Origin of the sequence: Billgrantia sulfidoxydans (assembly GCF_017868775.1) — a bacterium.
Lineage (GTDB): Bacteria > Pseudomonadota > Gammaproteobacteria > Pseudomonadales > Halomonadaceae > Halomonas > Halomonas sulfidoxydans.
Genome location: NZ_CP053381.1, coordinates 2,026,769 through 2,051,552, shown reverse-complemented (window position 1 = coordinate 2,051,552; position 24,784 = coordinate 2,026,769). Strand labels below are relative to the sequence as shown.

Sequence of the window (24,784 nt, the reverse complement as noted above, 5' to 3'; positions counted from 1 at the left end):
CAAGCGACAACGACCCGAGGAGGTGAGCCCAAGACGACTCCAGGAGCGAACCCAGTGATCGGCCCTGCCGCCTGCCCATGGCGATGAGGGTTGGGAAACTGCGTAATGCTTATCGATTAAGTCGTGCTTATCGATGAATAAGCAAACCAAGAACAACGCACATTGGTCCCAAGGTAAAGTTTAATATGAAAAGTTCAACGCCCATCCAGTACCAGCAGCCAAGTCTGGCGCTGGCGCTGACTCCCGTCGTCCTGACACTGCTGGTACTGGCAGTTCAGCTGTTCTACTTCGGCGATTTCACGCCCCATATCCCCCTGGCCATCGGCCTGGCCATCACGTCGCTCGTCGGCGTCAAGCTCGGCTTCCGCTGGAAGCAGATCGAAGAGGGCATCTTCCACGTCATCCACGTGTCGCTGCCCTCCGTCTCCGTGCTGATCTGCGTCGGCATGATCATCGGCGTCTGGATCGCCAGCGGCACCGTGCCGACCCTGATCTACTACGGCCTGACGATCCTCTCGCCGACCATCTTCTTGGCCGCGGCCATGCTGCTGTGCTCGATCGTCTCGCTGGCACTGGGAACCTCCTGGGGCACCGTCGGCACGGTGGGCCTGGCCCTGATGGGCATCGGCGCCGGCTTCGACATCCCGATGTACTGGACCGCCGGCGCGGTGGTCTCGGGCGCGTTCTTCGGCGACAAGGTCTCGCCGCTGTCGGATACCACCAACCTCGCCCCGGCGGTCACCGGCACCGACATCTTCTCGCACATCAAGAACATGATGCCGACGACGGTGCCGGCCATGCTGATCGCCTTCGCCATTTATCTCGGCGCCGGCTTCGCCCTGATCGACGACAACTCCGCCTCCTTCGAGCGGATCGAGGCCATCACCTCGGCGCTGCAGGCGAACTTCACCATTTCCGCCTGGCTGCTGCTGCCGGCGGTGCTGGTCATCGTGCTCGCAGTCAAGCGCATGCCGCCCATCCCGTCGCTGTTCGCCGGCGCCCTGGCCGGTGCGGTCACCGCCATGCTCGTGCAGGGGGCCGGCGTGCATGAGGTGCTGACCTATGCCAACAGCGGTTACTCGATCGACACCGGCGTCGCGGCCATGGACAGCCTGCTCAACCGCGGCGGCATCCAGTCGATGATGTGGACCATCTCGCTGGTGCTCATCGCGCTGGGCTTCGGCGGTGCACTGGAGAAGACCGGCTGCCTGGAGGCGATCATCCGCGCCATCATGACCAAGGTGCGAAGCTTCGCCGGGCTGCAGACCTCGGCCGTGCTGACCTCGGTCTCCACCAACCTGGTCGCCGGCGACCCCTACCTCTCGATCGCCCTGCCCGGCCGCATGTATGCCCCCACCTATCGCGGCATGGGCTATTCGACCCTGAACCTGTCGCGCGCCATCGAGGAAGGCGGCACGCTCATCTCGCCGCTGATCCCCTGGAACGCTGGCGGTGCCTTCGTGATCAGCGCCCTGGCGCTGGGTATCGCCGACGGTAACGTCGAGAACCTGCTCTACATTCCGCTGGCCTTCGCCTGCTGGCTGTCGCCGGTGATCGGCCTGCTCTATGCCCAGACCGGGATGTTCTCACCCCGCGCCACCGAAGAGGAGCGCCAGCTCTGGGAGGAGCAGGGAGAAGCCATCGCCACCGACCTCGGCGCCGCCGGCGAGGCTTCCGTGAGCGCCACCCCGGCGACACGAACCAGCTGACCCGCTTCTCGCCTCGGTGGGATTGTGTTCAGCCACCCGGCAGGCCAGGCCTGCCGGTTTTTTTCATTCGCCTTTTTGCAACCGCCGCAGCTCTTCGAGGTAGGTTTCCAGCACCAGGTTGGGCGGGGCGCCCTTACGGGTGATGGCGCTGTAGTGGGTGAGATAGTGCCAGCGCGCGGGGTTCAGGGCCCGCATCCGGCCACTTCCCACCCAGCGTTCGGCATAGTGGGTCGGCAGGTAACCGATGAAGCGGTTGGAGAGAATGAGAAAGGCGATCCCTTCCCGGTCGGTGGCCGAGGCAGCGGCCCTGAGCGGCTCGTGCAGCGCCTTGACCTCTGGCGTCTGGGCATAGGCCGGCACCACCGCGTCGCAGTTCGCCAACTGGTGCTCGGTCACGTCTTCGACCTCGAACAAGGGGTGGCCCGAGGCGCAGTAGAGCTGGGAGGTTTCCGCGTACAGCGGGAGATAGTCGAGTCCCGGCAGGGTCTTGAGCGACGGTATCACGCCGGTATGCAGGCGACCATCGAGCACGCCCAGCTCGATTTCACTGGGCGGGATCATGCGGATGTTGATGCGCACGTCCGGACCGCGCTCCTTGAGTGCGCTGAGGGAATGAGTGATATGCATCTGCGGCATGGTCACCAGGTTGTCGGTGATACCGATGTTGAGCTCGCCCTTGAGCCAGGCATGCAGGCCATTGACCCGGGTGCGAAACCCTTCGACCGCGGCCAGCAGCTGCAAGGTCGCCTGGTAGACTTCCGCGCCTTCATCGGTCAGCGAGAAGCCACTGCGCCCACGCTGACACAGCCGCAGGCCGAGCCGCGTCTCGAGGTCGTTCATCGCCATGCTGATCGCGGCGCGGCTGATGTTCAGCTCTACCTCGGCAGCAGAAAAGCCGCCGCACTCCACCACCTTGCGGTAGATCTTCAGCAGGCGCAGATCGGCATCGCCGGGCTGGGCCGACAGGGCCTCCTTGCGGCGTGACATGGGCCGCTCCCTTCGTTCATGACGTTCGCCTTCGAGCATATCGCCGCCCGACTGAAAAGTTAACCAACCGCTTGCGTAAGCTTCAAAATATCTGGATTTAACTTATCCTCAGTTCGACCTAGCCTGCTACTAAATGCCACCAATAACGGCAATGCCAACCGAGGTGCTGACATGTCCGTTCATGAATCGCTGCGCGCCGGCCTGAGCCAGGAGCAGTTGGACGCCTACTGGATGCCCTACACCGGCAACCGCCAGTTCAAGCGCGACCCGCGCATCATCGTCGGCGCCAAGGGCAGCTACCTGACCGATGCCCAGGGCCGCCGGGTCTTCGACGGCCTGTCGGGGCTTTGGACCTGCGGTGCCGGTCACTGTCGCCCCGAGATCACCGAGGCGGTGGCCCGCCAGCTAGCCGAGCTGGACTATTCGCCAGCCTTCCAGTTCGGCCACCCCAAGGCCTTCGAGCTGGCCCATCGGCTCCGTGGGTTGACGCCCCAGGGCCTCGACCATGTGTTCTTCACCGGCTCCGGCTCGGAGAGTGCCGACACCGCACTGAAGATCGCCCGCGCCTACTGGCGCAAGAAGGGCAAGCCGACCAAGACCAAGCTGATCGGTCGCGCCAAGGGTTATCACGGGGTCAACTTCGGTGGCTTCAGCCTGGGTGGCATCGGTGCCAACCGCACCATTTTCGGCCAGGGCGTCGATGCCGACCACCTGCCCCACACCCTGCTCGCGGAAAACGCCTTCACCAGGGGCATGCCCGAGCGTGGCGCCGAGCGGGCCGAGGAACTGCTGGAGCTGATTGCACTGCACGATGCGTCCAACATCGCCGCGGTGATCGTCGAGCCGCTGGCCGGCTCGGCCGGGGTGATTCCGCCGCCCAAGGGCTACCTGCAGCGGCTGCGAGAAATCTGCGATGCGCACGACATCCTGCTGATCTTCGACGAGGTCATCACCGGCTTCGGCCGCATGGGCGCCATGACCGGCGCCGAGGAGTTCGGCGTGGTGCCGGATATCCTCAACGTGGCCAAGCAGCTGACTAATGGCGCGGTGCCCATGGGCGCAGTCATCGTGCAGGGAGAGATCTATCACACCTTCATGGAGCAGGGCGGCCCCGACTACCTGCTCGAACTGCCCCACGGCTACACCTACTCGGGGCATCCGGTGGCCTGTGCCGCCGCACTGGCGGCACTCGACGTGCTCGAGAACGATCGCCTGATCGAGCGCGTACGCGAGATGAGCCCGGTCTTCGAGGAAGCCCTGCATGGGCTCAAGGGCACCCGCTATATCAGCGACATTCGCAACTACGGGCTCGCCGGGGCCCTGCAGATCGAGCCCTACCCCGGCGAGCCGGCCCGGCGCCCCTTCGAGATCGCCATGAAGTGCTGGGACAAGGGCTTCTATGTGCGCTACGGCGGCGACACCATTCAGCTCGGCCTGCCCTTCATCGTCGAGCACGACGAGATCGACCGTCTCGTGAACGTGCTGGGTGAGACCCTCGGCGAACTCGACTGAAGACAACAGACACTCGTTTTATCTAGAGGCAATGCAATGACCACGCTCGGCCATCTGATTGACGGCGCACGAGTCGCCGGCGAAGGACGCACCCAGGACATCTTCAATCCCTCCACCGGCGAGGTGAGCGGCCAGGTGAGCCTGGCCGGCAAGGCCACCGTCGAACAGGCCATCGCCGCCGCCCAGGCCGCCTTCCCGGCCTGGCGCAACACGCCGCCGGCCAAGCGCGCCCGCGTCATGTTCCGCTTCAAGCAGCTGCTCGAGGAGCACGCCGACGAGATCTGCCGGCTGATCGGCCAGGAACACGGCAAGATCGTCCACGATGCCAAGGGGGAACTCTCGCGCGGCATCGAGAACGTGGAGTATGCCTGCGGCGTGCCGGAGCTGCTCAAGGGCGAGTTCAGCAAGAACGTCGGCCCCGGCATCGACTCCTGGAGCGAGTTCCAGCCGCTGGGCGTGGTGGCCGGCATCACGCCGTTCAACTTCCCGGCCATGGTCCCGCTGTGGATGTACCCGATGGCCATCGCCTGCGGTAACACCTTCGTGCTCAAGCCCTCCGAGCGCGACCCGACCTCGGCCTTGTTCATCGCCGAGCTGGCGCTGGAGGCGGGCCTGCCCGCCGGGGTGCTCAACGTGGTCAACGGCGACAAGGAAGCCGTCGATACCCTGCTCGACGACCCGCGCGTCCAGGCCGTCAGCTTCGTCGGCTCCACGCCGATCGCCGAATACATCTACGCTCGCGCCAGCGCCAACGGCAAGCGTTGCCAGGCGCTTGGCGGCGCCAAGAACCACGCCATCGTGATGCCCGACGCCGACATGGACAACGTGGTCGATTCGCTCACCGGCGCCGCCTTCGGCTCCTCCGGCGAACGCTGCATGGCCCTCTCCGTGGCGGTGGCCGTGGGCGACGCTGCCGCCGACGCCCTGGTCGCCAAGATGCGCGAGCGTTTGACGTCGCTCAAGGTCGGGCCGTTCTCCGACGCCGGGAACGACTTCGGCCCGGTGATCACCCAGGCTCACCAGCAGAAGGTGTGCGGCTACATCGACAGCGCCGAGGCCCAGGGCGCCGAGATCGTGGTCGATGGCCGCGGCGTGCAGGTACCGGGCTTCGAAAGCGGCTTCTATGTGGGTGGCACCCTGATCGACCGCGTGACCGCCGAGATGACCTGCTACCGGGAGGAGATCTTCGGGCCGGTGCTGCTGGTGGTGCGCGCCGGCTCCATGGAGGAAGCCATGAAGCTGATCGACGACCACGAGTACGGCAACGGTACCTGCCTCTACACCCGTGACGGCGAAGCGGCCCGTTACTTCAGCGACAATATCCAGGTGGGCATGGTCGGCATCAACGTGCCGCTGCCGGTGCCGGTCTCCTACCACAGCTTCGGCGGCTGGAAGCGCTCGCTGTTCGGCGACCTGGCCGCCTACGGGCCGGATGCCGTGCGCTTCTATACCAAGCGCAAGACCGTCACCCAGCGCTGGCCGTCAGCCGGGGTTCGCGAGGGCGCGCAGTTCTCCTTCCCCTCCTGAACGCCAGGCGATGGCATGAAGCCGAACCAGGTCTCCTGGTTCGGCTTTTTCATTTGCGCCATTCTCACGGCTTGAGCGTTCGGGTGACAGGCGCTGCTCAGCGCCCCAGGGCTTGAAGCACCGCCTTGCGGGAGGCCCGCTCACGCTCGGCATAGAGTGCCAGCTCATCGCTGACCGGCGCCCCCAAGGCCTGCTCGAAGGCCTCGCGATTGGCGTTGCCGGCATAGGCCCCGTTCTGCCCGCCCCCCAGGTTCGATTGGAAGATCCCTGCCGCACTGACCGGCAGAAAGTCTTCGTAGGTGAGTGGCAACGCCTCCACCAGGCCCTGGGCGATCAGCGCCTCCAGGCCAGCGCCCTCCACTCGGCCTGCCGCCGTGCCGGCGTCACTCTCCCCACGGACCGCCGCCGTGCCGGCGTCACTCTCCACACGGACCGCCGCCGTGCCGGCGTCGGTGAGGCGATAGTGGAAGAAGGCCAGCCCCTCGCGTCGCAGAACGGTCTCGTCATCGGGGAAGTCGGCGAAGACGTCTTCGAGCACACGCTGATGCGCCTCGTTGTCGAGCCCGGCGGAGCGGCGCCGCGCTTCGCCAAGCAGGCTGTCGTAGCGCTCACGTCCCCTGGCGGTCAGCGCCATGCCGCGCTGCTCGATTTCACCGAAGCGGGCGGTATGGGTCCCCTGCCGCTCACCGGCAAAACGGATTCCCTCCTCCAGCGCCTTGAAGCTGGTCTGGCGCAGCAGGATGGGACAGGCGCGGCGGGGCGGCCCCTCGATCACCGCCTTGGGCTGCATGCCGGCGTCGGGCATGCGCCGCTGCACTTCGTCGATGTCCAACGTGCGCGGCGTGAGGTGATTGATGTGCGGGCCGCGGAAGCAGACCACGTCGGCGATCAGCCGGTGCTCGGCATGCAGCGCCTGGTAAGTGTCCAGGTCTACCGTGGCGTCGCGATGCCAGCGGAACGTCTCCAGGGCCTCGCCGATGAAGCGCTCGGCCTGCTCTTCATCGAGCCCGCCCTGCGCTTCATGGAGTCCGATCAGTTGGCGACAGCCCGGGGTGAAGATATCGCGGCCGGCAAGGATGGCCGCGGCCCGCTCCCGCAGTGCCGGGCTCTCGATCAGCTCGAGGCGTAGCAGCGACGTGAAGATGCGGAAGGGGTTACGCGCCAGCGCCGCGTCATCCACCGGGCGGAAGGCCGTGGAGTGTACCGGCACGCCGGCTTCGGAGAGGTCGTAGTAGCCCACCGGATGCATGCCCATGACGGCGAACAGGCGACGCAGCATGGCCAGCTCCTGGGCCGTGCCCACGCGAATGGCACCATGACGCTCGGCACCGAGGCGTTCCAGTTCGCCATGGGCGGCAAGACGCTCGGCCAGGGCGGGATCGGCCTCCAGGACTTGCCGGTTGACGCGCTCGACCAGATCGAGCAGCGCCCCGTACTGCGGCACTTCCGCCTGGTACATCACCGACATGGCCCGGGAAAAGCGGTCGCGGATCTCATCGGAAGAAAGGTAGGGGGCAGGCAATTCAGGCCTCCTCGGTATTGGGTTGAACGAGCGATTCCAGGGCGCGCTCGAGCCGCCAGAGTCCTTCTTGCAGGGTGTCGGGCTCGGCGGTCAGCGGCGCCAGCAAACGCAGCACGTTGCGCCGTCGGCCGCTGGGCATCAGCAACACGCCGGCCTCGCGCGCCGCCGCCAGCAGCGCAGCCAGGTGCTCGGCACCGCTGGCCCGGTCGGTGTCCTCGAAGACGATCCCGCGCATGGTGCCCACGCCGGTGAGCTTGCCCAGCATCGGGAAGCGCCCACTGGCCTGCCAGCGTCGAAGGATCTCGACGATCAGCGCCTCCTGGCGCGTTCCCCAGCTCGCCAGGGCCTCTTCGCTCATCAGGGCCATCACCGTACGCGCCGCAGCGCAGGCCAGGGCGTTGCCCGAGTAGGTACCGCCCAGCCCGCCCTTGGGCACGGCGTCCATGAACTCCGCCCTACCCGCCACCGCCGCCAATGGCAGCCCCGCCGCCATGCTCTTGCCCATCAGCAGCAGATCGGGCTCGACGCCCAGCCGTGAGAAGGCGAAGCGGGTCCCGGTACGCCCGAACCCCGACTGGATTTCGTCGAAGATCAGCACGATGCCGTGGCTGTCGCACAGGGCACGCAGCCGCTTGGCGAAGTCGCCACATAGCACGCGGAAACCACCCTCGCCCTGGACCGGTTCGACGATGATGCACGCCACTTCATCGGCAGGTGTTTCGACCTCGAAGAGGCGCTCCAGGGCGGCCATGGCCTGGTCGGCATCGACATCGCTGTCGCCGCTGGGGAAAGGCACGTGGTAGACCGGGCCCGGCAAGGCGCCCAGGCGGTTCTTGTAGGGCTTCACCTTGCCATTGAGATTCAACGCCGCCAGCGTGCGCCCATGGAAGCCGTCGTCGAAGGCGATGACCGCCTGGCGCCCGGTCGCCGCACGCGCCACCTTCAAGGCGTTCTCGGTGGCTTCGGCACCGCTGTTGGTGAGCATGCAGGAGAGCGGATAGGAGACGGGCACGAAGGCATCCAACGCCTCGACGACTTCCAGGTAGCCGCGGTGTGGTACGGCGTTGAACGCCGAATGTATCAGCGTATCGGCCTGCGACTTCACGGCCTCGACGATCGCGGGATGCGAATGTCCCAGGTTGAGGACGCCGATACCGCCAATGAAGTCGATATAGTGCGCGCCACGCTCGTCCCACACCTCGGCATTACGCCCCCGCTCGATACAGATGGGGTGCACGATGCCCAGGCCCTGGCTGACGTGAGGTAAATCCATGAACAATGTCCCGCAAGCATGAGAGGTCAGAAGCGCAATGAGAGCAGATGGCCGAGGGCATGCTCAAACGAAAAAAAGACGCCTATGCATTCCATAAAGTCATGAAACAAGGCGTCTTATACTTTTTCCACCAAACTTTCAGCAATCTGCATCCATGGCTTGCGTTGGCATTCCGAAAACTATCGCGGATGAGGTATTCGCGAGCTAGAGCCCTTTAGGCGCGAATATCCCCGGCGCATTGCGCCAATACCCCTTGTAGTCCATGCCGAAGCCGAACACGTAGCGGTCGACCACTTCGAGGCTGCAGTAGTCGGCCTTGAGGCCCGGCACCGCCTTGCGATCATGGCGCTTGTCCACCAGCACGGCGGTGGAAATGCTCGCCGCACCGGCTTCGCGGCAGTAGTCGAGAATGGCGGCAAGCGTCGCGCCTTCGTCGAGGATGTCGTCGACGATGACCACATGACGATCGGCCATGGGGATCTCGGGCGACACACGCCAGAACAGCTCTCCGCCACGCAGGCCGCCGCGATAGCGGGTGGCGTGGAGGTAATCGACTTCCAGCGGGAATCCCAGCCGGGTCAGCAGGTGTCCCGTGGTGATCAGGCCGCCGTTCATCACGCAGTAGAACACCGGCAGCTTGTCGCCCAGGTCGGCGGTGATCTGCTCGGCCATGCGATCCAGGGCGCGTTCGACCTCTGCGTGGCTGATCAGGCAGTCGGCATTCTCCATGACGTCGCGCATGGTAGCCAGGGAGTCGTGAAAATCGGCTTCGAGTTTGGGCATGAAGGACTCGTGTCAAAGCAGGTAAACGAATAGGGAAAACGACAAGACGGATCAGAGCGTGGCCATGGCTTCCAGGCGCGCATGCACCCGGCGCCAGCGCCCCAGGGCCTCGAGCGCCTCGATGTCGGGACGCGCCCGGCCGTAACGCAGGCGCGCCGTCAGCCGCGTGGTTCGCCCCTGGCAGGCGTCCAGCACCTCGAGTGCCGCCGCACGGTCATTGCACACCAGCACCATGTCGCAACCGGCACTCAGCGCGGCCATGGCCCGCTCGCCCGGCGCCCCGGCAAAGCCGGCACCGGCCATGCCGAGGTCGTCGGAGAAGATAGCCCCCTTGAAGCCCAGCGACTCGCGCAGCAGGCCCAGCCAGCTTGTCGAGAAGCCCGCCGGGCGCGAATCGAAGGCGGAATAGATCACGTGAGCCGGCATCACGCCGTCGAGCCGGCCGGCGAGTTCGGCGAACGGCACCAGGTCGTGCCGGCGCAGCGCCTCGAGCGGGCGCTCGTCGACCGGCAGCTCCAGGTGGGAATCCGCCGCCACCCCGCCGTGGCCGGGGAAATGCTTGCCCACCGCCGCCATGCCGGCTTCGTGCAAGCCGCTGACGAAGGCGCCGGCCATGGCCGCCACGGCCTGGGGGTCGGAGGAGAAGCTGCGATCGCCGATCACGCTGGAAAGGCCAACATCGACATCGAGCACCGGGGCGAAGCTGAGATCAAGGCCGCAGGCCGCCATCTCCATGCCCAGCAGCCAGCCGGCATCGAGACACAGCCTCAGGGTCACCTCCGGGGCCACGGCATAATCCCGGCCGATCCGCCCCATGGCCGGCAGGCGCGTCACCCCTTCACGCAGCCGCTGCACGCGACCGCCCTCCTGGTCGATGGCGAGCAACAGCTCCGGGCGTACGCGCCGTATGGCATCGCAAAGCTCCCGCACCTGCCGCGCATTCTCGACGTTGCGAGAAAACAGGATGACGCCCCCCACTTCGGGGCGCTTGAGCAGCGCACGCTCTTCCTTGCGTAATGCGGTGCCTTCCAGATCGAGCATCACCGGGCCGAGGGTCTGGGTCATGATCGGAGTCCTTGGGCATGAAAGGGAGCTGATTCTAGACCAAAGCCGTCTACGGCAACAGCCATCGGTGCGGTAAGAACCGTACCGGAAACGGCGCTTCCTTCCTAGCTCACTCGTGCAGCCAGACGGGAGTGCCCGGCAGTGCCAGCGCGAAGACTTCCAGCAGCGCCTGGTCACGCATGCGGATGCAGCCATGCGAACGGGGCACCCCCATCGGCTGATCCGGCGGCGTACCGTGTAGATAGATATAGCGCCTCTGGGAATCGACGTCGCCGCCGCGATTGATACCCCGCTCGAGTCCGCACAGCCACAGGATGCGGGTCAGGATCCAGTCGCGCCCGGGGTGGGCGGCGGCCAGCGTCGCGCTATAGACCTCGCCGGTGGAACGCCGGCCACGAAAAACGGTACCCGGCGGCTGCCCATGGCCGATGGCGGCCCTGACGTAATGCCAACCGAGCGGCGTGCAGCCGCTGCCTTCGCGTTGGCCCGTTCCCGCCAACGCCGTCGATACGGGCCACTCCAGCAGGCGTCTGTCGCCCTGCCACTGGACCAGGCACTGGCGCCCGATGTCGACTTCGAACCAGCACCCGTCCCGGGGCGGCAACGCCTCCAGCCGCGGAGTATGCATGTCAGCTCGCCCTGGCCGGCTGCGCGGCAGGCGGCGGCAGAGGGGCGTTCATTGCGGCGACCACCACAGGGCGCAGGCGACGAATCAAGTCGCGCACCGAAACATGCTCGTGGTAGTCCTTCTCGGCGATGTCGCGCAGCGCGTCGAGACCCGAGAGGGTAAAGATCACCGTTCCCAGGACGAAGTGAAGGCGCCAGAAACGCTCGGCATCGGGAAGCTCCGGGGTGGCGCGGCGCACCAGGTCGGTGAAGCGGGTGAAGACGCTGCCGTACTCTTCCTGGATGTGACGACGCAAATGTCCCTGGGCCTGGCTGTAGGCAAGCCCCAGCAGCTTCATGAACACCTTGAGGCTGTGCTTCTCGGCCGGCACCTCAAGCACGGTGCGAGCCATGGTTTCCAGAAGCACCTCCAGCGGGATGACATTGCCGGCATGCTGAGCCTCGAGCTCGTCGAGGGCATGGTGGAAGCGCACCGTGAAGGGGTCGAGGTAGCGTGAGAAGACCGCCTGGATCAGCGCTTTCTTCGAGCCGAAATGATAGTTGACCGCGGCGAGGTTGACGCGAGCCTTGCTGGTGATGGTGCGCAGCGAGGTCTCGGCGAAGCCGCGCTCGGCGAACAGCACCTCGGCGGTGTCGAGGATGCGCGTGACGGTATCGGTCTGGGCCATGATCAGTTCCCACTGGAAACGACTGTTTTAAACATTACAAAAGTCTACGCCATTACGATGCACGGCTCAATGTCACGACAGCCAGAAGCGTTTTAAACGATTTACGAACGCCGCGCGATCCCGCACGCTGCCTTTTACTGTATGGGCTTCCATGCTGTATACTTGACCAATACGGCCTTCACGCCTCTGGAGTTCGCCATGACACGCCCGCTCACTTCGCGTCAGCAAAACGTCTATGACTTCATCGTCAAGACCATGAACGAATTCGGCTACCCCCCCACGCGGGCCGAGATCGCCCGAGCGCTGGGCTTCCGCTCGCCCAATGCCGCCGAGGAGCACCTGCGCGCACTGGAACGCAAGGGCGTGATCAGGGTGATACGCGGCACCTCACGCGGCATACGCCTGCCGGCTCAGGAAGCCGACAGCATCGTCAGTGAGCCGAGCGGCGAGGGGCTGCCGATCATCGGCGAAGTGGCTGCCGGCAGCCCCGTCCTCGCCGCCGAGCACATCGACCGCTATTGCCCCCTGCCCCCGGATTTCTTCACGCCTCGCGCCGACTACCTGCTCAAGGTTCGCGGGCTCTCGATGAAGGACGTCGGCATCCTCGAGGGCGACCTGCTGGCCGTGCATCGCACCGATCGCGTGCGCGACGGCCAGATCGTGGTCGCGCGCCTGGAAGACGAGGTCACGGTCAAGCGCTTTCATCGCCAGGGTCATCGCGTTGTGCTGGAGGCCGAGAACGCCGACTTCGCTCCGATAGAGGTGGATCTGCGCCACCAAGAACTCGAGATCGAGGGGATTGGGGTGGGGGTCATTCGCGGCGGCAACGGCCAAGCCTTGGGGTAAGAGCTGGCTGCGCTTGGCCATACGGCGTTAAAAATTGGCTTAAAATGCTCATTTGCAACAGCAAACTCCGCTTTTTCGCCAATTTTTGCCTTGTCTGGCCTTCGCTCGCTCAGCTCCGACGTCCTGGCGAATCTCCATGAGCCGCAAGATTCTGCATGCCGACTGTGACTGCTTCTACGCCGCGGTGGAGATGCGTGACAACCCGGCGCTGCGTGAGGTACCGCTGGCCATCGGTGGCAGTGCGGAGGGGCGCGGGGTCATCGCGACCTGCAACTACCCTGCCCGTGCCTACGGCATTCACTCCGCCATGCCGACGGCGCGGGCACTGCGGCTGTGCCCCCACCTGACTCTGCTGCGCGGGGATTTCGACCGCTACCGCGAAGCGTCACGCCAGATATCGGCGATCTTCCACGAACTGACACCGCTGGTGGAGCCGCTGTCACTGGACGAGGCCTTTCTCGACGTCACCGAGGTGACGCGCTTCTCGGGCAGCGCCACCTGGATGGCACGCTGGCTGAAGGAGGAGTGCCTGAAGCGCGTCGGCATCACGGTGTCGGTAGGCGCCGCCCCGTCGAAGTTTCTGGCCAAGATCGCCAGCGACTGGGAGAAGCCCGACGGCCTGACCGTCATCTCCCCTTCCCAGGTGGACGACTTCGTGCGCCAACTTCCGGTCACCAAGCTGCACGGCGTCGGCCCGGCCACGGCCAAGCGCTTGCAGGCGCTCGACATCGACACCTGCAGCGATCTGCAGACAATGCCGCTGGAACGCCTGCTGCAGGAGTTCGGCAAGTTCGGCCGACGCCTGTTCGAACTCGCGCGAGGCATTGACGACAGGCCGGTGCGCATCGAGCGCGAACGCAAGTCGGTGAGCGCGGAGACCACCTTCGCCAGCGACCTGCCCGAGCTCGCGCTCTGCTACGCCGAGCTAGCACCGCTGTGCGAGCGCCTCGACGCCCGGCTCGCCCGCCACGGGCATCCGCCCGTCGCCGGCATTTTCGTCAAGGTACGCTTCGACGACTTTTCCCTCACCACCCTCGACTCACGAGGCGGCTTGCCTGACCTGGAAAATTTCGCTGCCCTGATGGAACAGGCCTGGGCGCGTCGCGCGCGCCCGGTACGGCTGCTCGGCGTAGGAGTCAGGCTGGTGACGGACGATGCTCGGCGCCAGCTCAGCCTGCCGTTTTAAAGATTCACTTGGTATCGATATAGCGGTGGTCGTTGAAGGTGGCGACCCAGTCGGGGTGATAGACCATCAGCACGCTGAGCAGCATGCCGGTGAGAAAGGCCTCCGACGGCATCAGCAGTGGCAGGAACAGGGCGTACTCCTTGGCCAGATGGACGGCATCCGGGTCGGTAGCACCGAGCATGACCAGCCCCAGACCGGCAAGCCCCGTGCCCAGCGTCGCCAGCGCTGCACCGAAGAAGCCGCACAGGAAAAGAAAGATCATCAGGTTGTCGGGCAGGTAGCGATCGACGATGCGCCATATCGACACCATCACCAGGACCGGCACCAACCCGGTAATCAGCACGTTGACGCCGAGCAGAGGCCAGCCTGCCTTGCCCAACGCGACCAGCGAGAGGTTGGCCAGCAGATTGGTCACCAGTGCCAGCGGCGCCTTGAAGACCAGCGTCAGCAGTGCCGTCAGCATCAGCTGCAGCGCCAGCCAATCGACCGACTGGGCCCTGAGCTGCCACAGCAGCACGACGGCCACACTGGCCGCCAGCCAGCGATGCTGCAGGCCGTGGTCGGCCAGCAGCGGCTGCCAAGGGCGCTGCACCAGCGCCAGGCCCAGCACCGTCAGCGAGATCAGCCCGCATGCGATCAGCAGCCAGGGGGCCAGAATCGGCTCGGAAAAGGTCATTGCCGCACTACCAGTCAGGGATCAGGCGAAGACGACGGTCTTGTTGCCATGTATCAGCACCCGGTCCTCCAGATGCCAGCGCAGGCCGCGCGCCAGTACCGCCTTCTCCACGTCGCGGCCGAAGCGCACCAGGTCCTGCGGCGTGTGGCAGTGGCTCACGCGGTGTATGTCCTGTTCGATGATCGGCCCGGCGTCCAGTTCCTCGGTCACGTAGTGACAGGTGGCACCGATCAACTTGACGCCCCGCGAGTGGGCCTGGTGATAGGGCCGTGCCCCGGCAAACGACGGCAGGAAACTGTGGTGGATGTTGATGACCCGCCCGGCATAGCGCTCACACAACCGCGGCGGCAGGATCTGCATGTAGCGGGCGAGCACCACGATGTCGGCCTCCATTGCCTCCACATGTCGCTCGACTTCAGCGAAGGCTGCGCTCTTGTCATCGGCTCCAACCGGTACGTGGTAATAGGGCAGGCCATGCCACTCGACCATGCTGCGCATGTCGTCATGGTTCGAGATCACACCGACGATGTCGCCCTCCAGCTCACCGGCCGTCCAGCGGTACAGCAAGTCGACCAGGCAGTGGGATTCCCGCGAGACCATGAGCACCACCCGCGGCCGACGGCGCGTATCGCGCAGCGCCCATTCCATGTCGAATTCCCGCGCCACAGGCTCGAAGGCCTCCTGCAACTCGGCGGCGGTCATGCCGATGGAGTCGGCCAGGATCTCGTAGCGCATGAAGAAGCGTCCGGCCTCAAGGTCGGAGTGCTGGCTGGCTTCCGTGATGGAACCGCCGTGACCAGCAATGAAACCGGAGACGCGGGCCACGATGCCGCGGCGGTCGGGGCAGGAAACGACGAGTCGATAATAGTGGGACATGGGCCAACCTGGTACGGAGCGGTGTTCGAAGAGCACGCATTGTAGCGAACTCGGCAGACCCGCGACACGCCTGCTCCCGCACACGCCACCGGCATCGCATTGTGGAGGGTCGCGACGATCCGTATAGTGAAGTTTCCATTGTCTGGTCTAGATTTGCCGATGCCTTCGACTCACGCCACGATTCGTCCCCGCCGCCGCTCCCCGCTTTACTTCCTGCCACTGGGGGGCTGCGGCGAGATCGGCATGAACCTGGGGCTCTACGGGCATGAGAACGACTGGATTGCCGTCGATTGCGGCATGATGATTCGCCAGGATTTGCCGGATTCCCCGCTACAGGTACCCAGTCTCGAGACGCCCGAGGCGCTGGACATCCGCCCCTCGGCGCTGATCATCACGCATGGACACGAAGATCATATCGGCGCTGCCGCCTGGCTGTGGCCCAAGTGGCAATGTCCCGTATACGCCACTCCGCTGGCGGCCGGCCTGCTGCGGGCCAAGTTTCACGAGCGCGGCCTCGCCGTCGACGCCATCCGTGTGATCGAGCCTGGCGAAGCCCTGGAGAACGGCCCCTTCACCCTGCGCTACCTGCCGCTGACGCACTCCATCCCCGAGAGCTGCGCCCTGCTGATCGCCGTCGGCGATTACCGCGTGCTGCATACCGGCGACTGGAAGCTCGACCCGGAGCCGTTGATCGGCCCACCGGTCAAGGGTGCACTGTTTCGTGCCCTGGCGCCGGTGGACCTGGTGGTCGGCGACTCCACCAACGCCCCCATGCCGGGGCACTCGCGCAGCGAAGGCGAAGTGGCCAGGGCGCTCGAACACCGCCTCGCCCAGTGCACGGGGCGCGTCGTGGTGAGCTGCTTCGCCAGCAACCTGGCCCGCGTGCTGGCCGTGGCCCGAGCCGCCGAGCGCTGCGGGCGCCGGGTCAGCCTGATGGGTCGGGCCATGGAGCGCATGGTGGCGGTAGCCCGAGGCCTCGGCTACCTGGACGACATGCCGGCGCTGGTACCGACCAGCGATCTTGGCTATCTCCCTCCGACGGAAGTCCTGGTCATCGCCACCGGCAGCCAGGGCGAGCCACGCGCCGCCCTCAGCCGGCTGGCCAACGGCCGGCATCCCAGTTTCGAACTGATGGCAGGCGATACCGTTCTCTTCTCGGCCAAGGCGATTCCCGGCAACGAGCGCCAGATCGAGCGCCTGAAGCATGCCCTGAGTCATCTCGACGTGGCGGTGTGGGACGAATTCAACCACCCCGAACTTCACGCCTCAGGCCATCCCGCCCAGGACGAATTGCGCACCCTCTATGGTTGGATAAAGCCACGTCATCTACTGCCGGTACATGGCGAGCGTCGTCACCAGCAGGCGCACCAGGAGGTGGCGGAAGCGATGGGAATACAGGCCCCCCTGGCGCCGGTCAATGGCGACTTGATTCGCCTCGATGGCGAGGGGCTGACGCTGGAATCGAGACACCCTCAGCGACCCTGCATCGTCAGCCAGAATGCCGTTACGCCCCTTCCGGGGCTTACCGCCGAGCATGGTTCGCCGCGCCACGGCATCCTGCACCTCGCCCTGTCGGTCGCCTCGACGAGAACCGGATGGACACGTATCGGACGCCTGATGATGGACGCGCATCGAGTCAGCGCCATGGACGAAGAGAGCTTCACCGAATGGCTGGACGAGCGCCTGGAAGAAGTCGAGGCGGAAACCTTGGCCGAACTCCGTACCGCCCTGCAGCCTCTCATTACCTCCTGGCTGGGACAGCACCTTCGCCAATTACCGGACGTTCACCTCCAGCTGATCCCCGTGGAGGTACCGGCCTACCGCTGATTCCCACCGGACCATGACCGGCCCGAGGCGGGGCAAGATGTGGTCAACAGGTCGGGGGTGACGCCTCATGCATTCCCCCGACCCGCGTTGCGCGAGCAGACGATTCGGGTCCGACCGGATCACGAACCGCTGGCATTCTTGGGCGGACGACCACGCCGGCGGCGCGGCTGTTCCCCTACGAGATCTTCCACGGAGAGACCGGCATCACTCATGGCCTCGCGGATCTCAGCCAGTTTCTTTTCCTTGTCCGCTTCTTCCTGTTTGCGGAGCTTCTCCTCTTCATTTTTCTGCTCGATGACCTCGCCGATCACATCGGAGAGCTTGTGCAGCTGCTCCATGCTCAACTGGCGAGCCGCGGCACGAGCCACGTTCTTGTTACGGGCGATACGCTCCAGGGTTTCGCTGGACATTGGCCTCCTCCATGCAAGAAAACGACGAGTCAGCCCTAAGGCTCACTCGTCAAAAGTATATGCCGATTTGCCGAATTGGCAAGAAAAGTCCACGCGAACGCGAGGAGGATAATCGGGAAAGAGAACGCGGAATAGCCGCCTTCTTGCAGGCGCTCAGCCGCCGGTCATGTTCATGAAGCGAACGATCTGGACGTCACCGTCGGTGGTGAAATAGTGGCGTTCGGGCTTGAGCGGCAGCGCCGCGACGATAGCCCGCTTCAAGGCATCGAGGTCGCCCGGGTGCTGGCGCAGCACGGCGCGTAAATCGACCGAGTGCTCGTTGCCCAGGCAGAGCAATAACCGCCCTTCGGCCGTGACACGCACGCGATTGCAGCTGGCGCAGAAGTTGTGGCTGTGCGGGGAAATGAAACCGATACGGCTGGCACTATCGGCCATGCGAAAATAGCGCGATGGCCCGAGTGTCGACTCGGCAGTGGGAATCAGCTCGTAGCGCTGCTCGATCACTGCCTTGACCTCATCGCTCGAGCAGAAGGTCTCGGCACGGGAGTGATCGGATACATCCCCCAGCGGCATCTCCTCGATGAAACTCAGGTCGACCCCCTGGGCTCTGGCAAATTCGACCAGGTCGAGCACCTCATCGTCGTTGCGCCCCTTGAGGATCACGGCATTGAGCTTGATCTGCGCGAAACCGGCCTCCTTGGCCGCTTGCAAGCCCTCCAGTACGCGTGTCAGGTCGCCGGTGCGCGTCAGCCGTCGGAAACGCTCGGGATCGAGCGTATCCAGGCTGATATTAAGCCGACCCAGGCCGGCCTCACGCAGACGCCTGGCGTGCTTGACGAGCCCCGCCCCGTTCGTCGTCATGGCCAGGTCGCGCAGCCCGGGAAGCGCACTGGTCTGCTCGATCAGCTGGTCGATACCCCGCCGCACGAGGGGCTCACCGCCTGTCAGGCGGATCTTCTCCACGCCCATCTCGACGAACGCCCGCGCCACCATGCCCAGCTCTTCGAGGGTCAGGATCTGCGCACGCGGCAGGAAGGTCATCTCCTCGCTCATGCAGTAGACGCAGCGGAAATCGCAGCGGTCGGTGACGGAGATCCGTACATAGCGAACCCGCCTACCGAAACCGTCGACCAATTCCGAAGGCAAGGTCTCAGGAAGATTTGTCATTTTCGCTCTCCCAGCGGCTGGCATCGCGGTGGTCCGACTCACGCTCGGCAACCCAGTAATCTCCGGTGATGCTGTGCTCCTTTTTCCAGAAAGGCGCGCGAGTCTTGAGGTAATCCATGATGAAGTCGCACGCCTCGAAGGCCGCACGTCGATGGGCACTGGCCACCACCACCAGGACAATAGGGTCACCGGGGGAAAGACGGCCAACCCGGTGGATGAGGCGCACGCCCTGGAGCGGCCAGCGTGACTCGGCTTCGGCCACGATATCGCCTAGCGCGGCCTCGGTCATGCCCGGGTAGTGTTCCAGCGTCAGCGCGTTCACGTCGGGACGCTCGTTGAAGTCGCGTACCAGCCCGGTGAAGCTGACCACAGCCCCGATGTCCGAACGCCCCTGTAGCAGCTGTCGCTGTTCGCTGCCGGCATCGAAGGCGGCCTGCTGAACTCGGATCGTCACCTTCAGCCTCCCGTTACCGGCGGGAAAAATGCCACTTCATCGTCGTTGGTGATCGGCGTCGCGTCCAGTGCCATGACCTGGTTCACGGCGCACAGCACCCGCCCCTCGCCAAGGCGCGCAAAGCGCGAATCCCGTTTCACCAGTGCATTCTTGAGTCCGCCGACATCGGTGCTGGGGAGGGTATCGAGCGGCAGGGTGAGATCGCTGACCCCCAGCCGCTCGCGCAGTTCGGCGAGGAACTTCACCCTGACGCAGGGAGAGTCGATATCGCAGCGGGTACCCACCGAGACCTGTCCCACGGCGCCCTGGCCGGTAACGATCGGCGTCGTCGCGGCACTGGGTTGCCGCTGGTAGTCGCCCGACTTTCCGCCACGCTTCGCATCGACATGGATGGCGCCGATCTCCATGTCCTTGTCCACCGCCTTGCACATGTCGTAGAGCGTCAGGCAGGCCACCGACACCGCCGTCAAAGCCTCCATCTCCACGCCGGTTCGACCATTGAGGCGACATGAGGCAATGACCTCGACCCGGGCGTTCTCCTCGTCCACATGAAAATCGATCGTTACCTTCGACAGCGGCAACGCATGACACAGCGGAATCAGTTCGTGGGTGCGCTTGGCCGCCTGGATGCCGGCGATACGTGCGGTGGCCAGGACGTCGCCCTTGGGCAGCCCGCCTTCGACCAGCAGCGCCAGCGTCGCGGGCTTCATCTGGATGTGGCCGGAAGCGGTTGCCTCACGGCGACTCTCCGCCTTGTCGGCGACATCGACCATATGGGCTTCGCCGCGCTGGTTGAGATGGGTCAGACTCATGTGAAGCAGCCTCGGTATCGGTTGATCGAATGCGGTTCGTGGCAAGCGGACGCTCGCTCAGGCCAGGCAGCGCGGCGCCCGCTCCGACGGCCAGCGCGCCGGCCAGGCGCTGACCCACTCGGCAATGGCCTCCAGATCGCCCAGGTCGAGCCAATCGACACCGGCCGGTACGCTGACGGGTGGCTGGCTGGCCACCGCCTTGACCCAGGGATCCTCCGCCACGCGCAGTGTCTTGCCGAGCTCCTCGCGGTAGAGCTCCAGCTTGGGCAGGGGCCAGGCCTTGAATCCCTCCACCAGCACCAGGTCGGGATCCTGTCCGCGCACTGTCTCGATCAGCTGCGCCAGGTCGGCCTCCTCCAACCCAGGGGTCTCCATCATCATGGCCCACCTGGCACGGGAGGCAACCAACATCGGCGCGGCACCGGCCTGGCGCAGGCGGTGGCTGTCCTTGCCCGGCTGATCGACATCGAAACCATGATGCGCGTGCTTGATCACGGCGACACGCAAGCCGCGTGCCGCCAGGCGGGGCAACAGGCCTTCCAGCAGCGTGGTCTTGCCGGTGCCGCTCCAGGCGGCAATGCCGAGCAGCGGCAGCCCATCGTCGAGGTTCAGCGGGCCGTGCAGCGGACGTGACATCAGGGTCGACTCTCCTCGTTCAGGCGCGTCTCCAGGCGCCGTCTGTCCTCTTCGGTATTGAGATTGCCGAAGGCTTCGGGGCAATCGCTGAAATCCACGCGGGTCCAGGCGTGGCGCTCGTACCAGCGGCCGACCTTGCGCTCCCCCGCCACCAAGGCGGCATGCAGGTCTGCCGCCAGGGCCCGCTCCAGCAGCGCCACGACCGGGTGCAGACGCTCCCCGTCATGGGCCACGGCAATGCGATGGCCGCCGATGCCGGCCGCCATCCTGGCCACGAGGTCGCGTGGAAGCATCGGCGTGTCGCAGGGCACGACCAGCACCCAGGGGGTATGGGCGGCACACAGCCCGCTGTAGATCCCCATCAGCGGCCCTTGAAAGCCACCCTCGGTATCGGTCACGACACGATCGGCCAGGCCCCGGTAGCGCGCCAGGTGGCGGTTGGCACTGATCAACAGCTCCGCGACGTTGCCCACCAGGCGAGCCCGGACATGGTCGACCAGTGTCACCCCGTCCAGCCGCTCCAGCCCCTTGTCGCGCCCGCCCATGCGGCGGCCTCGGCCGCCGGCCAGGATCAGGCCGGTGATGTCGGTCGATGGATTCGGTACGCTGAGGGCGGGACGTTCGCACATACCCTCCATGATGCCTCAGCCGGCACGCCGGTGCCATGGCTCGCGAGCCAATCGCCAGCACGTCATGATCCGGATCATCTTATGCATGACGGCTGCAGCAGGTATCATGTGTCAAACAAATCGAACGACCCTGGACCTGACGATGGAAGGATTTGATGTGGGCACACGCCTGCGCGAGCTGCGCAAGGCACGCAAACTGTCCCAACGCGAGCTGGCCAAGCGCGCCGGCGTCACCAACAGTACCATCTCGCTGATCGAACAGAACAGCGTCAGCCCATCGGTCAGCTCGCTGAAGAAGATACTCGATGCCATGCCGGTGTCGATCAGCGCCTTCTTCGCCGGCGACGAACCCTCACCGCCGCGCGCCTTCTATCCCGCCGAGGAGCTCACCGAGATCGGCGACGGTCACCTCTCGTGGCGCCTGGTGGCGGCACGCCGCCCCGACCGCAGCATGTCGATCATCCATGAACGCTACCCGCCCGGGGCCGATACCGGGGACGAAATGCTCGAGCACGACGGCGAGGAAGGCGGCGTGGTGGTGGCCGGCGAGATCGAGCTCACCGTGGCCGGTGAAGCCCGGCTGCTGCGCACCGGCGATGCCTACTACTTCGATTCACGCCTGCCGCACCGCTTCCGCAATGTAGGCGAGGAGGAGTGCGTGATCGTCAGCGCCAACTCCCCGCCGACCTTTTCCGAGGGCGGCAGGGAGCTGCATCACGCTTGAACTCGGCGGAAAACCGGCTGCGCTCACCGACTTTCGAACGAAGCTCAGTTCTCCTCTTCGGCGCCGGGCAGCACCCAGTTCAGCACGATACCCACCAGTGCGGCCAGGCTCACGCCCTGCAGGGTGAACTGACCACCGCCGAACTGCATGCCACCGATACCGAACACCAGGATCAGAGAGACCACCACCAGGTTGCGCGGCGCCGTCAGGGAGTGACCGGCGCGCACCAGGGTGTTCATGCCGACCACCGCGATGGAGCCGAACAGCAGCGTCATGATGCCGCCCATCACCGGCCCGGGAATGGTCTGCAGCACCGCTCCGAGCTTGGCGACGAACGCCAGCCCGATGGCGCAGCAGGCCGCTACCACCATGATCTTCGGGTTGAACGCGCGGGTGAGCGTCACCGCCCCGGTCACCTCCGAGTAGGTGGTATTGGGCGGGCCGCCGAACAGCGCCGCGGCGGAGGTCGCCAGGCCGTCGCCCAGGAGGGTGCGGTGCAGCCCGGGCTTCTCCAGGTAGTTCTTGCGCGTGACCGAGCCGATGGCGATCATGTCGCCGATATGCTCGACGGCGGGGGCGATGGCCACCGGGATCATGAACAGGATCGCCGCCCAGTGGAAGCTCGGCGCGGTGAACGCAGGCATGGCCAGCCAGGCCGCCTCGCGCACCGGCGCGAAGTCCACCAGCCCCATCATCAGCGCCATGGCGTAGCCCACCAGGATGCCGCCCATGATCGGTACCAGGCGCAGCAGGCCGCGGCCGAACACCGCCAGCACCAGCGTCACCAGCAGGCTGGCCATGGATAGCAGTAACGCCGGACCGTAGTCGATATGGTCGCTGGTCTCGCCGGTGGCCATGCTCACCGCCACCGGGGCCAACGCCAGCCCGATCACCATGATCACCGGCCCCACCACCACCGGCGGCAGCAGGCGATGCAGCCAGGCCGTGCCCTTCATGCGCACCGCCTGGGAGATCGCCACGTAGACCAGCCCCGCCGCCATCAGCCCGCCCATGGTCGCCGGCACCCCGAAATTGGCTACCGACCCCTGGATCGGTGCGATGAAGGCAAATGACGAGGCCAGGAACACCGGCACGGTGACCCGGGTCACGCCGTGGAATACCAGGGTACCGATCCCCGCGGTGAACAGCGCCACACTGGGATCGAGCCCAGTCAACAGCGGCACCAGCACCAGGGCACCAAAGGCAACGAAGAGCATCTGCGCCCCGGTCAGGAGCAGCCTGGGCAAGGATTGGGTCGGCGCCTGCGCAGTCGCCACGTGTTCGTTCATGCGAAGCTATCCTTCTTCTGTGTCGTTCGTTCGAATGAAGGCATCCCAGCCCAGAAAAACGCCCCTGGATCGCGATCTCAGGGGCAGCCTCTTGTGTTTTGCCGATGAACCTCGCCGAGCGCAGGCAGGTTGATGGCAAAAATTACCTCGTTCCGAAGATCTTGTCCCCCGCATCGCCGAGACCGGGGACGATATAGCCGTGTTCGTCGAGATGATCGTCCACCGCGGCGGTGTAGATCTCGATGTCGGGATAAGCGTCCTGTACCCGCTTGATACCCTCGGGAGCCGCCACCAGCACGATCACCTTCATCTGCTGGCAGCCGCGCTCGCGCAGCATGTCGAGCGTCGCCACCATGGTGCCGCCGGTCGCCAGCATCGGGTCGATGACGATCGCCATACGCTCGTCAAGATCGTTGGCAAACTTGGCGAAGTACGGCACGGGTTCGAGCGTCTCCTCGTCGCGATAGAGCCCCACCACGCTGATCCTTGCGCTCGGGATCAGGTCCGTCACGCCATCGAGCATGCCGAGGCCTGCGCGAAGGATCGGCACGATGGTCACTTTCTTGCCCTTGAGCAGCTTCACCGGGATCGGCTTGCCGCTCCAGCCGCCGATCTCCTGCGCTTCCAGCTCCAGGTCCTTGGTCGCCTCGTAGGTGAGCAGCTTGGCCAGCTCACCGGCCAACTCGCGAAAGCTCTTGGTGCTGATGCCGGCTTCGCGCATCAGCCCGAGCTTGTGCTGGACCAGCGGATGTTGGATGGCATGGACGCTCATGACGGACCTCTCGGCGTGGGATGAAAGTGGCGACCTTCGTCGCAGGGACGAGTCGCGGCATTTTACCTGCAACCCGCGGGCAGGTTAAGGCATCGGCCATGCCGGCTCGACACCTCAGGGCACAGCGGGAAGCTGCCAGTCGATCGGCTCGCGCCCCTTCGCCTCGAGAAAGGCGTTGGCCCGGGAAAAATGGCGATTGCCGAAGAAGCCCCGGTGCGCGGAGAGCGGCGAAGGATGCGGCGATTCCAGCACCAGATGACGCGAGGTATCGATCAGGGCTTTCTTCTGCCGGGCATGGCTGCCCCACAGCAGGAAGACGGAGGGCGGCGCATGGGCGTTGACCGTCTCGATGGCACGATCGGTGAAGGTCTCCCAGCCCCTGCCCCGGTGCGAGCCGGCGTTGCCCTGCTCCACCGTCAGCGAGGTGTTGAGCAGCAGCACGCCCTGCCGCGCCCAGTACTCCAGGTTGCCGTGGTCGACCGGCTGGAAGCCGACGTCGGCGACCAGCTCCTTGTAGATGTTGACCAGCGAGGGCGGCGTCGCCACCCCCGGCAACACTGAGAAGCACAGCCCGTGAGCCTGATCGGGCCCGTGGTAGGGGTCCTGCCCCAGGATCACCACCTTGACCCGCTCCAGCGGTGTCAGCTCGAAGGCACGGAACCAGTTCGACGAGTGGGGGTAGATCACCTTCCTGGCGGCCTTCTCGGCGGCCAGGAAATCACGCAGCGCCTGCATGTAGGGGGCTTCGAATTCGCCCCCCAGCCAGCGCTGCCAACTATCGGGCAACGGGCAGCTCATGATTCGCTC

25 protein-coding genes are annotated in these 24,784 nt (G+C 65.4%); 7 read left to right on the top strand and 18 right to left on the bottom strand.

Features of this window, described 5'->3' with window-relative positions:
• Window positions 1-185 precede the first annotated feature (185 nt).
• Window positions 186-1,709: a Na+/H+ antiporter NhaC gene (nhaC, locus tag HNO51_RS09595; RefSeq protein WP_209539063.1), complete on the top strand. Its 1,524-nt coding sequence runs from the start codon at window positions 186-188 to the stop codon at window positions 1,707-1,709.
• 63 nt (window positions 1,710-1,772) lie between these two features.
• Here the strand turns inward: nhaC and HNO51_RS09590 are convergent, their stop codons facing one another.
• The gene (locus HNO51_RS09590; RefSeq protein WP_197450767.1) at window positions 1,773-2,696 is read right to left on the bottom strand and encodes a LysR family transcriptional regulator; all 924 of its coding nucleotides are present in this window, start codon (window positions 2,694-2,696) and stop codon (window positions 1,773-1,775) included.
• Window positions 2,697-2,867: 171 nt separating this feature from the next.
• On the opposite strand from HNO51_RS09590, the gene aptA reads away from it, so the two are divergent.
• Together aptA and HNO51_RS09580 are read left to right on the top strand one after the other, a co-directional pair.
• Complete coding sequence (gene aptA / locus HNO51_RS09585; RefSeq protein ID WP_209539062.1) at window positions 2,868-4,208, top strand: omega-aminotransferase AptA; 1,341 nt, start codon at window positions 2,868-2,870, stop codon at window positions 4,206-4,208.
• A gap of 36 nt (window positions 4,209-4,244) precedes the next feature.
• Window positions 4,245-5,735, top strand: coding sequence for a CoA-acylating methylmalonate-semialdehyde dehydrogenase (locus HNO51_RS09580; RefSeq protein WP_209539061.1), 1,491 nt, complete (start codon window positions 4,245-4,247; stop codon window positions 5,733-5,735).
• 97 nt (window positions 5,736-5,832) lie between these two features.
• Here the strand turns inward: HNO51_RS09580 and hglS are convergent, their stop codons facing one another.
• From hglS to HNO51_RS09550, 6 genes are all read right to left on the bottom strand, one after another.
• Entirely contained in the window at window positions 5,833-7,203 is a 1,371-nt protein-coding gene (hglS, locus tag HNO51_RS09575; protein WP_242597260.1) for a 2-oxoadipate dioxygenase/decarboxylase HglS, read from the bottom strand.
• A 55-nt stretch (window positions 7,204-7,258) separates the two neighbouring features.
• The gene (locus tag HNO51_RS09570) at window positions 7,259-8,530 is read right to left on the bottom strand and encodes a 2-aminoadipate transaminase (RefSeq protein WP_209539059.1); all 1,272 of its coding nucleotides are present in this window, start codon (window positions 8,528-8,530) and stop codon (window positions 7,259-7,261) included.
• A gap of 204 nt (window positions 8,531-8,734) precedes the next feature.
• Window positions 8,735-9,313: a hypoxanthine-guanine phosphoribosyltransferase gene (locus HNO51_RS09565; RefSeq protein WP_197450762.1), complete on the bottom strand. Its 579-nt coding sequence runs from the start codon at window positions 9,311-9,313 to the stop codon at window positions 8,735-8,737.
• A 51-nt stretch (window positions 9,314-9,364) separates the two neighbouring features.
• Entirely contained in the window at window positions 9,365-10,378 is a 1,014-nt protein-coding gene (nagZ, locus tag HNO51_RS09560) for a beta-N-acetylhexosaminidase (RefSeq protein WP_197450761.1), read from the bottom strand.
• A gap of 109 nt (window positions 10,379-10,487) precedes the next feature.
• Window positions 10,488-11,006: a L,D-transpeptidase gene (locus tag HNO51_RS09555; RefSeq protein WP_197450760.1), complete on the bottom strand. Its 519-nt coding sequence runs from the start codon at window positions 11,004-11,006 to the stop codon at window positions 10,488-10,490.
• Between the two features lies 1 nt (window position 11,007).
• Window positions 11,008-11,673, bottom strand: coding sequence for a TetR/AcrR family transcriptional regulator (locus tag HNO51_RS09550; protein WP_197450759.1), 666 nt, complete (start codon window positions 11,671-11,673; stop codon window positions 11,008-11,010).
• Window positions 11,674-11,871: 198 nt separating this feature from the next.
• On the opposite strand from HNO51_RS09550, the gene lexA reads away from it, so the two are divergent.
• Window positions 11,872-12,519: a transcriptional repressor LexA gene (gene lexA / locus HNO51_RS09545; protein ID WP_197450758.1), complete on the top strand. Its 648-nt coding sequence runs from the start codon at window positions 11,872-11,874 to the stop codon at window positions 12,517-12,519.
• A gap of 136 nt (window positions 12,520-12,655) precedes the next feature.
• On the top strand, window positions 12,656-13,705 hold the full coding sequence (dinB, locus tag HNO51_RS09540) for a DNA polymerase IV (protein ID WP_197450757.1): 1,050 nt from the start codon (window positions 12,656-12,658) through the stop codon (window positions 13,703-13,705).
• A 4-nt stretch (window positions 13,706-13,709) separates the two neighbouring features.
• Here the strand turns inward: dinB and HNO51_RS09535 are convergent, their stop codons facing one another.
• Both HNO51_RS09535 and purU read right to left on the bottom strand, forming a co-directional pair.
• Window positions 13,710-14,381, bottom strand: coding sequence for an energy-coupling factor ABC transporter permease (locus tag HNO51_RS09535; RefSeq protein ID WP_197450756.1), 672 nt, complete (start codon window positions 14,379-14,381; stop codon window positions 13,710-13,712).
• Window positions 14,382-14,402: 21 nt separating this feature from the next.
• Window positions 14,403-15,257 (bottom strand): formyltetrahydrofolate deformylase, encoded by an 855-nt coding sequence (purU, locus tag HNO51_RS09530; RefSeq protein ID WP_197450755.1) that lies wholly within the window; start codon window positions 15,255-15,257, stop codon window positions 14,403-14,405.
• Between the two features lie 243 nt (window positions 15,258-15,500).
• Between purU and HNO51_RS09525 the strand changes: the two genes are divergently transcribed.
• On the top strand, window positions 15,501-17,084 hold the full coding sequence (locus HNO51_RS09525) for a ribonuclease J (protein WP_197450994.1): 1,584 nt from the start codon (window positions 15,501-15,503) through the stop codon (window positions 17,082-17,084).
• 119 nt (window positions 17,085-17,203) lie between these two features.
• Here the strand turns inward: HNO51_RS09525 and HNO51_RS09520 are convergent, their stop codons facing one another.
• From HNO51_RS09520 to mobA, 6 genes are all read right to left on the bottom strand, one after another.
• Window positions 17,204-17,494 carry an H-NS family histone-like protein gene (locus tag HNO51_RS09520; protein WP_111412080.1) on the bottom strand — a complete coding sequence of 97 codons (291 nt, stop codon included), beginning with the start codon at window positions 17,492-17,494 and terminating at the stop codon, window positions 17,204-17,206.
• 153 nt (window positions 17,495-17,647) lie between these two features.
• Complete coding sequence (gene moaA, locus HNO51_RS09515; RefSeq protein ID WP_242597240.1) at window positions 17,648-18,661, bottom strand: GTP 3',8-cyclase MoaA; 1,014 nt, start codon at window positions 18,659-18,661, stop codon at window positions 17,648-17,650.
• The gene (gene moaE, locus HNO51_RS09510; protein WP_422674267.1) at window positions 18,645-19,109 is read right to left on the bottom strand and encodes a molybdopterin synthase catalytic subunit MoaE; all 465 of its coding nucleotides are present in this window, start codon (window positions 19,107-19,109) and stop codon (window positions 18,645-18,647) included. Before moaE ends, moaA begins: the two co-directional genes overlap by 17 nt.
• Before the next feature lie 8 nt (window positions 19,110-19,117).
• Window positions 19,118-19,927: a cyclic pyranopterin monophosphate synthase MoaC gene (moaC, locus tag HNO51_RS09505; protein ID WP_197450753.1), complete on the bottom strand. Its 810-nt coding sequence runs from the start codon at window positions 19,925-19,927 to the stop codon at window positions 19,118-19,120.
• 57 nt (window positions 19,928-19,984) lie between these two features.
• Window positions 19,985-20,563 (bottom strand): molybdopterin-guanine dinucleotide biosynthesis protein B, encoded by a 579-nt coding sequence (gene mobB / locus HNO51_RS09500; protein ID WP_197450752.1) that lies wholly within the window; start codon window positions 20,561-20,563, stop codon window positions 19,985-19,987.
• On the bottom strand, window positions 20,563-21,192 hold the full coding sequence (mobA, locus tag HNO51_RS09495) for a molybdenum cofactor guanylyltransferase MobA (RefSeq protein WP_197450751.1): 630 nt from the start codon (window positions 21,190-21,192) through the stop codon (window positions 20,563-20,565). Before mobA ends, mobB begins: the two co-directional genes overlap by 1 nt.
• Before the next feature lie 142 nt (window positions 21,193-21,334).
• Here mobA and HNO51_RS09490 point away from each other — a divergent pair, with 142 nt between their 5' ends.
• Complete coding sequence (locus HNO51_RS09490; RefSeq protein WP_197450750.1) at window positions 21,335-21,916, top strand: cupin domain-containing protein; 582 nt, start codon at window positions 21,335-21,337, stop codon at window positions 21,914-21,916.
• A 44-nt stretch (window positions 21,917-21,960) separates the two neighbouring features.
• Here the strand turns inward: HNO51_RS09490 and HNO51_RS09485 are convergent, their stop codons facing one another.
• The 3 genes from HNO51_RS09485 to ung all read right to left on the bottom strand — a co-directional run bounded on the left by HNO51_RS09485 (window position 21,961) and on the right by ung (window position 24,775).
• The gene (locus HNO51_RS09485) at window positions 21,961-23,205 is read right to left on the bottom strand and encodes a uracil-xanthine permease family protein (RefSeq protein ID WP_197450749.1); all 1,245 of its coding nucleotides are present in this window, start codon (window positions 23,203-23,205) and stop codon (window positions 21,961-21,963) included.
• Window positions 23,206-23,347: 142 nt separating this feature from the next.
• Window positions 23,348-23,977 (bottom strand): uracil phosphoribosyltransferase, encoded by a 630-nt coding sequence (gene upp / locus HNO51_RS09480; RefSeq protein WP_197450748.1) that lies wholly within the window; start codon window positions 23,975-23,977, stop codon window positions 23,348-23,350.
• Window positions 23,978-24,091: 114 nt separating this feature from the next.
• Window positions 24,092-24,775 carry a uracil-DNA glycosylase gene (ung, locus tag HNO51_RS09475; protein WP_197450747.1) on the bottom strand — a complete coding sequence of 228 codons (684 nt, stop codon included), beginning with the start codon at window positions 24,773-24,775 and terminating at the stop codon, window positions 24,092-24,094.
• Window positions 24,776-24,784 lie beyond the last annotated feature (9 nt).

What these genes read in the sequence shown, in the direction of transcription:
- nhaC (WP_209539063.1), top strand. Translation starts at nt 186, where the DNA reads ATGAAAAGTTCAACGCCCATCCAGTACCAGCAGCCAAGTCTGGCGCTG.
- HNO51_RS09590 (WP_197450767.1), bottom strand. Translation starts at nt 2,696, where the DNA reads ATGTCACGCCGCAAGGAGGCCCTGTCGGCCCAGCCCGGCGATGCCGAT.
- aptA (WP_209539062.1), top strand. Translation starts at nt 2,868, where the DNA reads ATGTCCGTTCATGAATCGCTGCGCGCCGGCCTGAGCCAGGAGCAGTTG.
- HNO51_RS09580 (WP_209539061.1), top strand. Translation starts at nt 4,245, where the DNA reads ATGACCACGCTCGGCCATCTGATTGACGGCGCACGAGTCGCCGGCGAA.
- hglS (WP_242597260.1), bottom strand. Translation starts at nt 7,203, where the DNA reads ATGTCGGTGATGTACCAGGCGGAAGTGCCGCAGTACGGGGCGCTGCTC.
- HNO51_RS09570 (WP_209539059.1), bottom strand. Translation starts at nt 8,530, where the DNA reads ATGGATTTACCTCACGTCAGCCAGGGCCTGGGCATCGTGCACCCCATC.
- HNO51_RS09565 (WP_197450762.1), bottom strand. Translation starts at nt 9,313, where the DNA reads ATGCCCAAACTCGAAGCCGATTTTCACGACTCCCTGGCTACCATGCGC.
- nagZ (WP_197450761.1), bottom strand. Translation starts at nt 10,378, where the DNA reads ATGACCCAGACCCTCGGCCCGGTGATGCTCGATCTGGAAGGCACCGCA.
- HNO51_RS09555 (WP_197450760.1), bottom strand. Translation starts at nt 11,006, where the DNA reads ATGCATACTCCGCGGCTGGAGGCGTTGCCGCCCCGGGACGGGTGCTGG.
- HNO51_RS09550 (WP_197450759.1), bottom strand. Translation starts at nt 11,673, where the DNA reads ATGGCCCAGACCGATACCGTCACGCGCATCCTCGACACCGCCGAGGTG.
- lexA (WP_197450758.1), top strand. Translation starts at nt 11,872, where the DNA reads ATGACACGCCCGCTCACTTCGCGTCAGCAAAACGTCTATGACTTCATC.
- dinB (WP_197450757.1), top strand. Translation starts at nt 12,656, where the DNA reads ATGAGCCGCAAGATTCTGCATGCCGACTGTGACTGCTTCTACGCCGCG.
- HNO51_RS09535 (WP_197450756.1), bottom strand. Translation starts at nt 14,381, where the DNA reads ATGACCTTTTCCGAGCCGATTCTGGCCCCCTGGCTGCTGATCGCATGC.
- purU (WP_197450755.1), bottom strand. Translation starts at nt 15,257, where the DNA reads ATGTCCCACTATTATCGACTCGTCGTTTCCTGCCCCGACCGCCGCGGC.
- HNO51_RS09525 (WP_197450994.1), top strand. Translation starts at nt 15,501, where the DNA reads ATGAACCTGGGGCTCTACGGGCATGAGAACGACTGGATTGCCGTCGAT.
- HNO51_RS09520 (WP_111412080.1), bottom strand. Translation starts at nt 17,494, where the DNA reads ATGTCCAGCGAAACCCTGGAGCGTATCGCCCGTAACAAGAACGTGGCT.
- moaA (WP_242597240.1), bottom strand. Translation starts at nt 18,661, where the DNA reads ATGACAAATCTTCCTGAGACCTTGCCTTCGGAATTGGTCGACGGTTTC.
- moaC (WP_197450753.1), bottom strand. Translation starts at nt 19,927, where the DNA reads ATGAGTCTGACCCATCTCAACCAGCGCGGCGAAGCCCATATGGTCGAT.
- mobB (WP_197450752.1), bottom strand. Translation starts at nt 20,563, where the DNA reads ATGTCACGTCCGCTGCACGGCCCGCTGAACCTCGACGATGGGCTGCCG.
- mobA (WP_197450751.1), bottom strand. Translation starts at nt 21,192, where the DNA reads ATGTGCGAACGTCCCGCCCTCAGCGTACCGAATCCATCGACCGACATC.
- HNO51_RS09490 (WP_197450750.1), top strand. Translation starts at nt 21,335, where the DNA reads ATGGAAGGATTTGATGTGGGCACACGCCTGCGCGAGCTGCGCAAGGCA.
- HNO51_RS09485 (WP_197450749.1), bottom strand. Translation starts at nt 23,205, where the DNA reads ATGAACGAACACGTGGCGACTGCGCAGGCGCCGACCCAATCCTTGCCC.
- upp (WP_197450748.1), bottom strand. Translation starts at nt 23,977, where the DNA reads ATGAGCGTCCATGCCATCCAACATCCGCTGGTCCAGCACAAGCTCGGG.
- ung (WP_197450747.1), bottom strand. Translation starts at nt 24,775, where the DNA reads ATGAGCTGCCCGTTGCCCGATAGTTGGCAGCGCTGGCTGGGGGGCGAA.